At 40.9% G+C, this 14,282-nt stretch carries 13 protein-coding genes; 10 read left to right on the top strand and 3 right to left on the bottom strand.

Going from position 1 to position 14,282, the window contains the following annotated elements:
• The first annotated feature begins 154 nt into the window (after positions 1-154).
• The 3 genes from AB0756_RS30980 to AB0756_RS30970 all read left to right on the top strand — a co-directional run bounded on the left by AB0756_RS30980 (position 155) and on the right by AB0756_RS30970 (position 2,861).
• Positions 155-325, top strand: a complete 171-nt coding sequence (locus AB0756_RS30980) for a hypothetical protein (RefSeq protein ID WP_202048664.1) — start codon at positions 155-157, stop codon at positions 323-325.
• Between the two features lie 5 nt (positions 326-330).
• The gene (locus tag AB0756_RS30975) at positions 331-1,218 is read left to right on the top strand and encodes a phosphate/phosphite/phosphonate ABC transporter substrate-binding protein (protein WP_038087817.1); all 888 of its coding nucleotides are present in this window, start codon (positions 331-333) and stop codon (positions 1,216-1,218) included.
• Between the two features lie 311 nt (positions 1,219-1,529).
• Positions 1,530-2,861, top strand: a complete 1,332-nt coding sequence (locus AB0756_RS30970; protein ID WP_038087815.1) for a serine/threonine-protein kinase — start codon at positions 1,530-1,532, stop codon at positions 2,859-2,861.
• A gap of 96 nt (positions 2,862-2,957) precedes the next feature.
• On the opposite strand, the gene AB0756_RS30965 is transcribed toward AB0756_RS30970, so the two are convergent.
• Both AB0756_RS30965 and AB0756_RS30960 read right to left on the bottom strand, forming a co-directional pair.
• Entirely contained in the window at positions 2,958-3,869 is a 912-nt protein-coding gene (locus AB0756_RS30965; protein WP_038087813.1) for a c-type heme family protein, read from the bottom strand.
• A gap of 119 nt (positions 3,870-3,988) precedes the next feature.
• On the bottom strand, positions 3,989-4,897 hold the full coding sequence (locus AB0756_RS30960; RefSeq protein WP_038087811.1) for a c-type heme family protein: 909 nt from the start codon (positions 4,895-4,897) through the stop codon (positions 3,989-3,991).
• A 670-nt stretch (positions 4,898-5,567) separates the two neighbouring features.
• Here AB0756_RS30960 and AB0756_RS30955 point away from each other — a divergent pair.
• The 3 genes from AB0756_RS30955 (at position 5,568) to AB0756_RS30945 (ending at position 8,798) form a co-directional block, all read left to right on the top strand.
• On the top strand, positions 5,568-7,442 hold the full coding sequence (locus AB0756_RS30955; protein WP_038087809.1) for a serine/threonine-protein kinase: 1,875 nt from the start codon (positions 5,568-5,570) through the stop codon (positions 7,440-7,442).
• 37 nt (positions 7,443-7,479) lie between these two features.
• Positions 7,480-7,719 carry a type II toxin-antitoxin system HicB family antitoxin gene (locus AB0756_RS30950; RefSeq protein WP_038087878.1) on the top strand — a complete coding sequence of 80 codons (240 nt, stop codon included), beginning with the start codon at positions 7,480-7,482 and terminating at the stop codon, positions 7,717-7,719.
• A gap of 176 nt (positions 7,720-7,895) precedes the next feature.
• Positions 7,896-8,798 carry an SDH family Clp fold serine proteinase gene (locus AB0756_RS30945; RefSeq protein ID WP_038087806.1) on the top strand — a complete coding sequence of 301 codons (903 nt, stop codon included), beginning with the start codon at positions 7,896-7,898 and terminating at the stop codon, positions 8,796-8,798.
• A 54-nt stretch (positions 8,799-8,852) separates the two neighbouring features.
• On the opposite strand, the gene AB0756_RS30940 is transcribed toward AB0756_RS30945, so the two are convergent.
• Positions 8,853-9,548, bottom strand: a complete 696-nt coding sequence (locus tag AB0756_RS30940; protein WP_038087803.1) for a peptidoglycan-binding domain-containing protein — start codon at positions 9,546-9,548, stop codon at positions 8,853-8,855.
• Positions 9,549-9,798: 250 nt separating this feature from the next.
• Here AB0756_RS30940 and AB0756_RS30935 point away from each other — a divergent pair, with 250 nt between their 5' ends.
• The 4 genes from AB0756_RS30935 to AB0756_RS30920 all read left to right on the top strand — a co-directional run bounded on the left by AB0756_RS30935 (position 9,799) and on the right by AB0756_RS30920 (position 13,871).
• Complete coding sequence (locus AB0756_RS30935) at positions 9,799-11,199, top strand: hypothetical protein (protein WP_038087875.1); 1,401 nt, start codon at positions 9,799-9,801, stop codon at positions 11,197-11,199.
• 329 nt (positions 11,200-11,528) lie between these two features.
• Positions 11,529-11,990 (top strand): ribosome maturation factor RimP, encoded by a 462-nt coding sequence (gene rimP, locus AB0756_RS30930; protein WP_038087801.1) that lies wholly within the window; start codon positions 11,529-11,531, stop codon positions 11,988-11,990.
• 126 nt (positions 11,991-12,116) lie between these two features.
• Positions 12,117-13,532 carry a transcription termination factor NusA gene (gene nusA, locus AB0756_RS30925; RefSeq protein WP_237266086.1) on the top strand — a complete coding sequence of 472 codons (1,416 nt, stop codon included), beginning with the start codon at positions 12,117-12,119 and terminating at the stop codon, positions 13,530-13,532.
• A 63-nt stretch (positions 13,533-13,595) separates the two neighbouring features.
• The gene (locus AB0756_RS30920; RefSeq protein ID WP_038087798.1) at positions 13,596-13,871 is read left to right on the top strand and encodes a YlxR family protein; all 276 of its coding nucleotides are present in this window, start codon (positions 13,596-13,598) and stop codon (positions 13,869-13,871) included.
• The last annotated feature ends 411 nt before the right edge of the window (positions 13,872-14,282 follow it).

The following is a 14,282-nucleotide window of genomic DNA, read 5'->3' as shown; positions in this document are numbered from 1 at the left end:
ACTGCAAAATGACTTGGGAAAAATTACCAGATGACTTTGTAGATAATATTAACCAATCGCTTCGCTGCGATCGCTTTTCTTAAAAAATTTTAGATGAATATAACTTACGATCCTAGATACAAAGTCAAATTATATTTACTTTCAAGAAAAAACTATGCAGGTGAACACAATCCAAGTCACCCAGGAGATGAGTGTAGGTGTCGGGCTCGATGGAAAAATGTATGGTGGTAAGCTTTTAAACGTCAACCAACAACTCGATTCTCTTGAACGGGAATGGCTGGTTGTTGTTCCTGAAGCTTTGGGTGAATCTGCTGAAATCAGGTGATTTATATGAAAACTACTATCTGGCGGCGCTTTCTACTAATCTCGTTAACCGTGCTTGTAGGTCTAGTTGAAGTGGGATGCAGTCCAAAGAAGGAACCCATAAGTTCGGAAAGGCTGACTGTCGGAGTAGTCAGTTATGGTGAACAAACAGTTTCATTAGAAAAGTACGAGCAATTCAAAAACTATCTCGCCGCACAAACTCAGTCAATTGTAGAACTTGAACCAGCTTATAACGAATTGCAAGCTCTCGAGCAAATTCAACGGCAAAGATGGGAAATTGTATTTGCTCCTCCTGGTTTAGCAGCAATTGCTATGGGCAAAGATCTTTACATTCCTTTATTTTCCATGGAGGGAATTAGCAGCAGACAGCGTTCTTTATTGGTAGTGCGCGATGATAAACCGATTAACACAATAGCAGATTTAGCAAATAAAACTGTTGCCTTAGAATCGGTAGGTTCGGCTGCAGGATATTATGTTCCTCTCTACGATCTGTATGGATTAACTTTGGCTCAAATCCGTTTTGCACCCACTCCTAAAACAGTACTGGAATGGCTTAATGAAGGGAGTGTAGATGCTGGTGCGATCGCTGAGAGAGATTTTGAGCTTTACAAGCAGCAATTTAGTGGAACTAAGTTTAGAATTCTACATACGAGTCGATGGATTCCTCCTGCAGTTGTACTCCTAGCACCTACAGTAGAGCGCAATCGACAGCAACAGATCCAAAAAGCTATGGAGCAAGCACCAGGCTATATCATATCAGACGCCGGTTATGTTCCTGCTGCTAAAGTACCCAGCTACGATCAGTTTATTAAACTGGTGGAAAAAGTCAGACCTCTAGAAGCGCATGTCAAACAAACACCCAGTGTTTTAGTCAATCCCGAAGCAACAAAATAAGAGATATTGCGATCGCTACTGACAATCCTTGTATCTTGATAAAATTCGATCGTGAATTTGCGTATTATCTCAAAATTCTACTGATTAATTAATTAGGTTCTTTATGAGGTTCCCAAGCGCAATGAGTCTGTTTCATTAAAAATAGTAGTATATTATACCCGTAACTGGAGTGAATAAAGCTATTTTTATGTAAATGTCTCGTCAAATTACGGTTTTGTAGTAAAACTTGTTTTTACATGTGAATCTTAATTATGTAAAAAATAAAACTAATTGTATTAAAAATTCTTAAGCTAGGTAGGAGTGCGTGGATCATGTCTCAAGCCCCCGTCATTAAACCAGAAATACCTTCAGGAACATTTATAGATAATCGCTACATCATCCAAAAACTTTTGGGACAGGGTGGATTGGGAAGAACTTATTTGGCATTTGATACGCGTCGTTTCAATGAACCATGCGTATTAAAAGAATTTGCTCCCACCGGTTCGGGAGAAAGTGCGCTAGAAAAATGCCGCAATTTATTTAAAAGAGAAGCTAAAATTCTTCATCAATTGGAACATCCCCAAATCCCTCGATTCTTAGCTTGTTTTGAAGGTGATGGTCGGCTGTTCTTGGTACAAGAGTTTGTTGATGGTAAAACCTATTCAGCACTGTTACGAGAACGCCAACAACTAGGACAAGTTTTTTCGGAAAGTGAAGTCCTACTGTGGCTCAGGAACTTATTGCCCATTCTTGAATATATTCATACGCATAACATTATTCATAGAGATATTTCCCCCGACAACATTATGTTGCCTCAAGGAAAAGAATTACCAGTGCTGATAGATTTTGGTGTAGGAAAGCAGATAGCCGATTTAAATGAAGCGACTAGAACAAGCCAGAACACTTTCGTTGGCAAAATGTCACTGGTGGGTAAAGTCGGATATGCTCCTCGCGAACAAATTAGCTTGGGATTGTGTTCTCCTAGCAGCGATCTTTATGCTTTAGGTGTCACCGCAGTCGTTCTGCTAACAGGAAAAGATCCTTCTTTTTTAATGGATCAGTACTCTTTGGAGTGGAGATGGGATCAATTTGTCCGTGTAAGCAATTCCTTTGCTCAAATTCTTAATAAACTAGTAGCGGATACCCCAAGATACCGCTATCAAAACTCAAGAGAAGTTCTTACAGACTTATTACATCTTGGAATAGCCCAAGTATCACCGCAAATACCACCACAACAGCAAGTACAACATGGAAATTTGCCTCCTACTTTGGTAAATCATGAATTTTTGCCCGGTGCAACCAATCGGCCGTTTCCAAACCAACATCCGGAAGCCAATTTCAGTTCACCTCCGAGTCAACAACCATTGGAAAATTCACGGCAATTTCCACAGGTTCAACCGCAATCCAACTCCTATCCATCACAGTACCCAACACCTCAATCCCAAGCCCGTGCATATCAACCACAATCTTCTCTCAATCCAGCGTTTTTAGAACGCTGTCAGCAAGAACTTGCTTATCGTATTGGACCCATGGCAAGTCTTATAGTGGAAGAGACACTATCCGAATATCCAAACACCTCGCCATATCAATTTGTTGAACTTTTAGCAAAAGAAATTCCCGACACACAAGAAGCTTTTGCTTTTAGACAGCGTTTGTTGTCTTAAGTCATTCATCCCACGCTGCACTTCGTGTCAGACGTGGGGCTTCTGCCTGATTTAGCTAAGGAACGTGGTTAGTGGTTCAACTAACCACCAACCAAATTACGTACTCCCCGTATTGCCATAGGTACGTTTGATTCTTTTCATTGCCATATCTAAACTGAGTTTCATTCGTTTGAAAGCTTTAGCAAGATTGCCAATTTCATCATTTGTCAGCTGTTCAAACTCAACATCCATATGCCCGGTACTTACTTCTTCAGCTACACGAGTTATACGCTTGAGAGGTACAACAACTTCTCGATTTAAAAAGAAATTGACTAGAAAGATAACAGCTACAAACAAAGTAGAGACAAGCATTATCATAATGAAAAGAGATTGGTTGGCTTTATCAATGACTCTACTTGCAGGCAATGAAATTATTTGAGCAGCTACGATTTCGTTTAAATGCCAATTGAATCCACCTGCAGTACCATAGCGTTCAATCATGGTTTTGGGTGCAGCCTCAGGGGCGCTATGACAGACGAGACAGCTTTCTTTTGTAATGGCTAACGGACGAGCAATGTAAAAAATATCACCACCTGGTAGCTGTCTGTATCCGCTTACCTCTTTTAAACCTTTATTTTTTCTAAAACGCTCTACAAGTTGAGTTTCAAAACTATCTGCTTTATCTCGGAGATTTGTTGGGTTAAGTGTTGCTTCTTTGTAAAAGAAGTCACGGTACTCCGGTCTTTTTCGCAAAATTTCAAAAACTTCTCTTGCTGAATAGGCGGCTACAGTTTGTGGCAAAAACTTAGTTGTTAAGTCATCAGTAAGTTCTGGAGTAATTTGAGTAATTGTATACTCGCGCACTGAAGACATTGTATCAATGAGAGATAAAGCTTTTGCAGTAATCTCTTCCTTCGCATTTTGTTGTAATACCGTAGAAAGTGCAATTCCACTGAAGCTTACACCCACTACAAGAATCACAAGTAACAAAATTGTAAATTTTTGTTTTAATTTTAAATTTTTTAGCATAGCGATCGCTCAAGTTTAGTCATTTCTGTGAAATATGTTACCTTAGGGTGAAAAAACTAGGAATCTCTCATTAATTTCCCAATCCCCATTGTCTATTATCTCCAGTCCCTATTTTTGAATTAGTTTTCTGGAGAACTGTAAAACTGTTTTAGCTTTCTCATTGCCATTTCTAAACTAAGTTTCATTCTATGAAAAGCTTTAGCTAACTTACCAATTTCATCATTAGATACCTCCTTAAAATCAACATCCATATGTCCTGTACTCACTTCCTCGGCTATGCGAGTTATATGTTTGAGAGGACGCAGAATTTGATGATTTAAGAAAATATTCACCAAGATAATAACAGCAATAAACATCGTAGAAACAATTCCGAGAATCCAGACAGAGGATTGCTGTGTCTTTTGGATTACTTTCGTTGACGGTACTGATATCATCTGAGCACCGACGATTTCGTGCAACTTCCACCCAAATCCGTTAGCTGTACCATATCGGTCAAGCATAGTTTTGGGTGCAACATTAGAAGTGCTGTGACACTCCAAACATTTTGATTCAGTAACTGCTAGCGGGCGAGCAATATAAAAAATCTCTCCTCCTGGTATTTCACGGAATCCATTCAATTCTTTTAACTTTGTGTTTTTTCGGAATTGCTCAACCACTTTGGTTTCAAAACTATCCGCCTTATCCCGCAAATTTGTTGGATTCAGCGTTGCTTCCTTGTAATAAAAATCTTTATATTCTGCTTTTGTTCGCAAAACTTCAAAAACTTCTCTTGCTGAGTAAGCGGGTACACTTTGGGGTACAAAATCAACTTCTAATTTATCAGCTAACTTTAAATTGACCTGTTGATTTGTATAATCACGGACAGAACTCATGGTTTCCATAATCAACAAGGCTGTCGCTGTTATTTCTTGTCTTGCATTGTGCTTGAGAACGGCAGACAAACCCAAACCACCCAAGCTTAAACCTACTACAACTACAATCAGCAGCAAAATTGTTAATTTTTGTCTCAAATTTAGATGTTCAAGCATAAGTACAGACATGTGAAATAAAAAGTATATATCTTTCTCCGTCTACTTTCAGCCTGCTGCGTTCTGTCTTTCTTTATGTAGAACAGATGTTATTTTTGTACAAACAGAATTAAAGAAAAAACATATCCAGCGCTTTGCATCTAAATAAGGTACACCCCTTTCCAACCCTCCTTCCCCGATGCTTGGATGTGCCATAGCAGGGGTGGGGTATTTCTGTACTTCACCAAGTTGAAATCTGCTGTATAACTACAAAAAAATGTTCCAATATTCCGGATTATAGTTAGTTTTTTCTTAAATGAAAGAACAGGCAATATTCCTTAATTTTTTAAACTCACGATATTGTATAATAAGATACTGTCATTGTAAAGCTATCTTAAATCATTTTAAAAAAGTTCTCTTTTTTAGATTCCCCTAGAATCCGAGCAGCTAATAATTTTGCTCCAACAAATAGGAGCCCTACAGCCCCAAAAGTTATCATTAATCAAATCTTAAAATTTTCTTAGTTTTCAATTGATTGATATTTTAAAGATAATGTAAAAAAAGTTTGCCACAATATGACCTTTAAATCCTCACTGTATATTAGTTTTGGCTCAAAAAGAACGGGGTTCCCCAGTCAATCTCAATCTTATAACTGTGCCACAATAAATACAGAATTTGGCGATTACTACGAATGGTCTGGAATCCAGGAAAACAGTTGTTTGGGGGACGGTATATTATTGTAGGGAAACTAGGCGAAGGAGGAATTGGTATAACCTACCTCGTCAGAAATGAACAGAAAGAACTGCGGGTTATTAAAACACTTAGAGAAGAACTCTTGAATAAGGCTGCCTGGAAGCCACACCAAGTGAAATTGAAGCAAGATTTTCGTGATGAAGCCGTTCGGCTTGCTGTTTGTCGCCATCCTCATATCGTGCAGATAGAAAATATTTTTGATGAAGATAATCTTCCTTGCATAGTTATGGAGTATATTGAGGGCGAAGACTTGAGCAACCGAGTCCGTCGTTTGGGAGTTTTATCAGAAACAGAGGCATTGTTATATATCCAACAAGTTGGTAATGCATTAAAAGTTATTCATAGTAAAGGTTTGCTACATAGAGATATCAAACCACGCAATATTATGATTCGTGCTGACAAAAATGAAGCCGTACTGATTGACTTTGGCATTGCCAGAGAATTTATTCCCAATGCAGTCCAAAGGCATACAGTCTACCGTACTCCTGGTTTTGCTCCTCCGGAACAATATGAATTGGAAGCACCAAGAGGAGAATATATTGACGTATATGCTCTGGCTGCCACATTGTATAACACATTAACAGGCGTTTTACCGAGGAATTCGGTTGATATCAGCAATGAAACTCCTCTAGAATCACCACGACAGTATAATCCCAATATCAGCAATAGAGTTAATGAAGCAATTTTGCGGGGAATGGATTTACAACCCAATTCTCGCCCCCAATCCGTGCAACAATGGCTGGACTTGCTTTTTGGAGATGACGAACTTCCCCCGACACCTTTGCTTTCCTCCAACCTTCACTCTCAACGCCCTACACCTCAAGTCTTTACTGGCAGGCACTTATTTGCCCCTACTCCTGCTCCCCCTTCTTCAGAAACTTCTTTGCAATGGCAGTGCGTCTGTACTATTAACGGACATACCAGTATGGTTCACGCTGTTGCTATTAGTCCTGATGGTCAAGCGATCGCCAGTGGAAGTAACGATCACACAGTGAAATTGTGGCAGTTGAGCAACGGAAAACTCATACGTACTTTTGGTCGTTGGTTTTCGGGTCATTCCAATATGGTGAATGCAGTTGCTTTTAGCCCTGATGGGCAGTTGCTTGCCAGTGCCAGTTCTGATGAAACAATTAAGTTATGGCAAATAAACACGGGCAAAGAAATTCGCACGTTCACCGGTCATTCCAACTGGGTCAATTCAGTGACCTTTAGTCCCATCCCTCCAGATTCTTTGTATCAACCGGGACCTGGGCGAATGTTTGCTAGTTGTGGGGCGGACGGCACAATCAAGTTGTGGCTGGCTGGCACAACTGTAGAAATCCGCAGTTTCATAGGACATACCGATTCAGTGTTGTCAATCGCCTTTAGCCAAGATGGTCAGCTTTTAGCAAGTGGTAGTGCTGACTGTTCGCTCAAGGTATGGCACGTCAGTACGGGTACAGAGCTCCACACCTTCACAGGTCATTCTTTCTTTGTAAACTCCGTTGCCTTCAGCCCCAATGGGCAAATTATAGCAAGTGGCAGTGCTGATAATACAATCAAACTTTGGAACGTTAACACAAAACAAGAGATTCTAACCTTAGCTGGTCATTCTGACTCAGTGTGGTCAGTTGCTTTTAGTCCAAACGGTCAACTTTTAGCAAGTGGAAGTTGGGATCGCACTATCAAAATCTGGCAAGTTAGTACGGGTGCAGAGGTTATGACACTTGCAGGGCATACCAGCTATGTGAGATCCATTGCTTTCAGCCCTAACGGAAAAACCATCGTCACCGGCAGCGATGACGACACTATTAAAATTTGGCGACAAGCTTAACGTATTCTGTATTTACAGCAAGTTGTTATTAAAAAAGATGAAACACATAAAAATTATTGTAGAAAAACATTCTGATGGTTATATTGCTTATCCCCTTGGCATCAAAGGGATCGTAGTTGGTCAAGGCGATACTTATGAGGAAGCCCTAGCTGATGTTAAATCTGCTGTCCATTCCCATATCAAAACATTTGGTACTGAAGTTATTGTGGATGAAACACTGTCACTAGAAGATTTACCCGTACTAGAAGCTTTTGTTACTGAAATTCAAATACCTTGATACGACAGGGGACAAGGGAGACAAGGGAGACAAGAAAGTTTCTTCTACCGTGTTCACTGTTTCCCTCGTCTCCCCAAAGCAAAATCCAAAATTGTATAATTCTCCAGATAGACTAGTAAATTGCTAAAAATTGTCACAATAAGGACGGTAACTCTTAGTTTTTGATAATCAATCCTATGGGCTTCGGGATAGGTGATTTATTCTGGATTTTTCTCCTTCTTTCTTCTCTGCAACCCTTATGGCAGAGACGTCAGATAGAGTTTCGTCGTATTCGTGCCATTCAGCAATTTCAACAGCAACGAAAAAGCCGAGTCATATTACTCATTCATCGCCAAGAATCTATCAGCTTTTTAGGGATTCCCGTATCGCGCTACATTACCATTGAAGACTCAGAACAAATTTTGCGAGCAATTCGCCTAACCCCACCAGAAGTTCCCATTGACTTAATTTTGCATACTCCTGGTGGCTTGGTCTTAGCAACAGAACAAATTGCTCGAGCATTAATTCGCCATCCTGCGAAAGTCACTGTCTTTGTGCCTCATTACGCTATGAGTGGCGGTACAATGCTTGCTCTAGCAGCTGATGAAATTGTTATGGATGCCAACGCAGTCCTCGGTCCTGTCGATCCCCAACTGGGTAACTTTCCAGCAGCTAGCATTCTTAAAGTTGTTGAGCAAAAACCTATAGGAGAAGTTGACGACCAGACAGTGATTATGGCAGACCTGTCACGCAAAGCGATCGAGCAGGTGCAGCGCTTTGTCCGGACTTTATTAAAGGACACTGTTCCTACACAGAAAATCCAGCCAGAAAACATTGAAAATATTATCGACGCACTGACAACCGGGCGGGTGACTCACGACTATCCCATTACTGCGGAGGAAGCAACACAAATGGGACTACCCATTACAGTTGGGCTACCTCTTGTTATCTACGATCTCATGGATCTGTATCCCCAACCCCAAGGCGGACGCCCAAGCGTTCAATACATCCCCATGCCATATGATAACGGTCGCCCAATTCTTCCTACTCCTAAAGGTAGACCTTTAGAGGAACCCAATCCAACTCAGTTGAACAGTTAAAAGGCAAAAGTCAAAAGAGCAAAGAATTTTGACTTTTGACTTTTCATTTTTTACCTACGGAGTGGGTGTAGAAGTCGGTGTTGGTGTTGGTGTTTGTGTAGCTTCTGGTATTGGTGTTTCTGTAGGTGATGCCTCAGGTGTAGAAGTTGGCTTTGGCTTTGGTGAAGTTCTTGGAGTGGAAGTAGGTTTTCTTGTCGGTTTTGGTTTGGATGTGGGTGAAGTTGTCGGTGTCGGTTCAGTTGTTGGTGTTGGTTCGGCTGTTGGCGTCGGTGCTGTTTTGTTTAAGATGTCCTTTGCTTCTTGGTCAAGTCTTTGCCTGAGTGCTAAATTAGCGATTCCAGTTTCTTGCAAACCAGCTTTTTTTTGATACAGCTTTACGACTGCTTCCGTCCTCGGACCGTAATATTGATTTTTTGGTAACAGAGGGTTGGGCTTAACTACTAAATTCAAGTTTTTCTGCAAAATTTCAACGGTCGTTGCTGCAAAATCTTGAGTTTTCTCTCCTGCTACGCCGTCAGCAGGTTTTAACTTATACCCTTTTTGAAATTCAAGAATGACTTTTTTGGTATCCGCATCAGTCAAAGGCGCGTTTGATACCTTGATGTTGTAGCCCAAACCCCTCAGGACCGAACGGAATTGCTGAGGTGTATACCTTAGGGCGGCAAACGCCGTATCTGTTACGACTATGCTAGTTGTTATCAAACACGCTGTAGCAATGGTAACACCTGATTTTCCCAACATACACCACATAGACAAAACTCCTCACAATCAAATCAGCTTGGCTATGACGTTAATTAATGAATTAATGTTTCTTTAACGTCTTTAATATCCGAGTTATTGATGATTTTTGATTAGTTTAATTTATAATGGGTGCATTGTATAAATACTGAACTCAGATATTTTGTCATCTATCTAAGGTTGGATAATCCCTAAACTTCATACTTAATCTTTTATTCTGCAAATGGCTATATCAGCACGTAATTTATGGTTTGAAAGGTTGATGGCACTTCTAGCCTCAGCAAATTTACTCTTAGTCTTATTTGATTTAAGCTATGTTCCTTGGCGAAATTTGTATATACAAAAGCTTCCTGAAATAACCCACATATACGATCCCATTAAAGGGATTGAACCCCATCGCGAAACAGTTGAGTACTTAAAAACAGTAGACGCACTTATAGAACAAGTGAGTCAAACAGGATTGAGCTCGTCACAAGTCGAAACAACACTAGCCAAACTTCGCAATTTAAGCAATGAGATGGTGGATAGCAATCCTTTTGCTGGAGCAGGTAAGAGTGGGACGTTAGAAAAAATCAAAAATCGAATGCGCGATCGCGTCAACTTAGAATCGTCAAAAAAGGCTTTTGCGACTTTTTGGAGTCAAGCATACTTATCAAAACGCAATTGGACTCAAGAAATTAGGTTTTTCAATAAAGCCATTAGACCGTTAATTGCTACCAATTACTACCGCCGGATAGGAGAAGATAGCGAATTTATCGATAATTTTTGGCTGCTTGACTTACCTTTCATCGTGATATTTGCTGTTGAATTGCTAGCACGTAGCTACTACATCAAGCGAAGTCACCCTGGTTTTAGTTGGTTCAATGCAATTCTTTGGCGCTGGTACGACTTATTCTTACTATTACCGTTGTTGCGTTCTTTAAGAATTATCCCCGTACTTATTCGTCTAGACCAAGCCAAATTATTAAATCTTCAACCTCTTCGCCAGCAAATACATCAAGGAATCATAGCCAATTTTGCTGAAGAAATTACAGAAATTGTTGTTGTGCGAGTTATCAACCAAATTCAAGGGTCTATTCACAGAGGCGAACTCAAAAGGTGGTTGCAGCAAAATGAGAGTTTGCGTCCTTACATCGATATTAACAATGTTAATGAAATTGAAGCCATTGGAACCATTTTTGTTCAAACCATTATTTACCAAGTCTTACCAAAGATACAACCGGAAACGATCGCCATCTTACGGCACACCATAGATAGTGCTTTCAGACAAGCACCCATCTATAGGGATTTGCAAAAATTTCCTGGAATAGGACAGATACAGCTTCAATTGAGCGAACAATTAGCGACCCAGATCGCGACTAATCTTTACAGTGCAGTAGTCAGCGCCACCGAAGATCCAGTAGGGGCAAAACTTTCTGGTCAATTGGTACAGAGCTTTACCAAAGCTCTTGGGACTGAATTGCAAAACAAACATATCCTCTCAGAACTTCAGTCCCTCGTGCTCGATTTTCTAGAAGAAGTCAAACTGAATTACGTCCAGCAAATGTCAGAAGAGGAGATGATGCAAATTTTGCAGCAAACCAGACAACTGAGAACAAAACCATCAGCTCAACAGGTTAGCTCTCAACCAGCTGCCATGCTCTCACCCAAAGAAAAACGTTAATTTCTTTACATAAATTCTTATAACAGTTTTCTTAAAACAAAATAAACCGGAAAAGTGTATAATAGTAGCCTTGAGGCACATAAAGTTGCTGCTTGTTGATGAGCCTCAGAACAGTCGAACCGATTGGAACTCAAAAAGCTAGTATCACCTAGCCTAGCTTTGAGAGGAAAGATGGGTTTGAAAAAAGTTTTTGCATCTTACCTAAAAAAAAATGCGCTAGACTAAGGTTAAGGGCGAACTTAAGTTGTAAGTTCGCCCTAAGACTTCTTGGAAGATATCCCTATCGCAGGAAGTGGGTTTTGACCCACTTTTTTTGTTGGAATAGCCGCATGACTCACCCTCTAGTCCCACAAGTTATAGAATTGGCGACACCAGTAGCAGAACAAATTGGTTTAGAAGTTGTTGGAGCTGTGTTTCACACCAATCAACGCCCACCCGTTTTGCGGGTAGACATCCGCAATCCTACCCAAGACACGGGGTTAGATGATTGTGAACGGATGAGCCGTGCTTTAGAAGCCACTCTGGATGCGGCAAAAATCATTCCTGACGCCTACGTATTGGAAGTTTCCAGTCCGGGAATTTCACGACAACTTGAGACCGACCGGGAATTTATTTCTTTTAAAGGATTTCCTGTCATTGTCCGAACTTCTCCACCTCATGAAGGACAGCAAGAGTGGAATGGTCAGTTAGTTCGCCGGGATGAAACAGCAGTTTACATCAACCAAAAAGGTCGTGTAGTTGAAATTCCTCGCGCCCTAGTTGTTAGGGTGCAACTGGATGAACGCCACTAACAGAGTTTAGAGTTTAGATTTTAAATTTTAGGTTTAGGGTTTTGGAAAGCATCCAAAAATCCAAAATCTAGAATCCACGCATTCCGTGCGTGCTGCCATAAGAATATAGGAGATTTGCTTATGTCAATGGTTACATTACCTGGATTAAAAGATTTAATAGAAAATATAAGTCGCGAGCGGAATTTACCTCGTATCGCCGTTCAATCAGCTATTAGAGAAGCACTATTAAAAGGGTACGAGCGTTATCGTCGCGCTCAAAATTTAGAACGCAAACAGTTTGATGATGATTATTTTGACAATTTTGACGTGCAACTCGACGTGGAAGATGAAGGATTTCGCGTTGTTGCTACAAAAACTATTGTAGAAGCCGTCTCCAATTCTGACCACGAAATTGCCTTACAGCAAGTTCAAGAAATGGGAGGTGATGAAGCACAACTCGGTCAAGAAGTGGTGCTAGATGTAACACCCGACCAAGGAGAATTTGGTCGCATGGCAGCAATGCAAACCAAACAAGTTTTGGCGCAAAAACTGCGGGATCAACAGCGACAGATGGTGCAGGAAGAATTTCAAGAATTAGAAGGAGAGGTACTGCAAGCCAGAGTCCTGCGTTTTGAAAGACAATCAGTCATTATGGCAGTTAGAAGTAGCCTGGGTCAGCCAGAGGTAGAAGCGGAACTACCCAAGCGGGAACAATTGCCAAACGATAATTACCGAGCAAATGCTACCTTTAAAGTTCATTTGAAAAAAGTGTCTCAAGGACAGCAACGCGGTCCTCAGTTACTAGTTTCTCGAGCTGATGCTGGTTTGGTCGTTGAACTTTTTGCCAATGAAGTTCCAGAAATTGAAGATGAAGTGGTCAGAATTGTTGCTGTAGCCAGGGAAGCAAATCCTCCTTCCCGTCACGTAGGACCTCGCACAAAGATTGCTGTTGATACACTAGATCGCGATGTAGACCCAGTAGGAGCGTGTATTGGAGCACGGGGATCGCGCATTCAAGTTGTTGTAAACGAATTGCGTGGGGAAAAGATAGACGTAATTCGTTGGTCGCCCGATCCCGCAACTTACATCGCTAACGCCTTGAGTCCAGCAAGAGTTGATGAAGTTCGCCTGATGGATCCAGAAACTAGGCAAACTCATGTATTAGTCGCTGAGGATCAATTAAGTTTGGCGATTGGGAAAGAAGGACAAAATGTTCGTTTGGCTGCAAAACTAACGGGTTGGAAAATTGATATCAAAGACAAAGCTAAGTACGACCATGCAGGAGAGGATGCTAAGTTTGCAGCTGCTAGGGCAAAATACGCTGCGGAATTAGCTGCTCTAGAAGCAGCCGAGGAAGATGAATATGAGGATGAGCTCGAGGAAGAACTTGACAATAACAAACTCTTAAACGAACTCGACGAAGACGAACTCGATGAAGACGAACTTGACGAAGATGAACTCGACGAAGACGAACTCGACGAAGATTTGGAAGAATCTGAACTAGAGGAGGATGAAGATTTTGATGATGATGATGACAATTTTGACAAAAGAGATGCTAAGTAAAGCAACGAGTTATCAAGTGTATGCCAATTGCACTTCAGGTAATATCTGATATCTTTTGTTACGATGAAACCAAACTACCGACGTTGTATTAGTTGCCGTCAAGTAGGTTTAAAGCAAGAGTTCTGGCGGATTGTCCGCGTGTTTCCTTCCGGACAGGTACAATTGGATGAGGGCATGGGCCGTTCTGCCTATATTTGTCCCAGCCAAAGCTGTGTCGCAACAGCACAAAAAAAAAATAAATTAGGGCGTGCTCTACACGCATCAGTGCCAGAACCACTGTATCAACTATTATGGCAGCGTCTATCCCAAGGAAATCAGCAAAATCAACCTGAGAATTGAGCTTATGCTTGAAGAAGTTACAGATTTTTTAGTAAAGATGGTTAGTTGTTAGTGGCGATTGAAGTATTAACCAATCACCAACAACCACCAACCACTAACCCCGCTTGAAAAATCTGTAAGAAAATGCATAATAGCTTGAAACTAACTCGTAGCAGTGATTTCAGAGGAAAAGTGCAGGCAGCCGAATAATTTGTGCTGTCAATACATCCTCTAGAATCGCTCATGTAGTGCCAGAATAGTAAAAGGGTGTCGTTAGCATTGCTCTAGATTTTACAAAAAGGGGCGAAGCTGCACTCCCAACAAGTTTTACTTAGTTGTGTTGTGGAAGACTCAGAAAAAGCAAAAAAACAAAAAACAGAATGGCAACCTGGTAGCGCCCAAGCGCGGTTTGGCGTCAACCATCAATTCTGG

Source organism: Tolypothrix campylonemoides VB511288_2 (assembly GCF_045999855.1).
In the GTDB taxonomy this organism is placed as follows: Bacteria; Cyanobacteriota; Cyanobacteriia; order Cyanobacteriales; family Nostocaceae; genus Scytonema; species Scytonema bouteillei_A.
The sequence above is the reverse complement of the archived record's forward strand: the minus strand, read 5'-3'. Positions and strand labels throughout refer to the sequence as shown.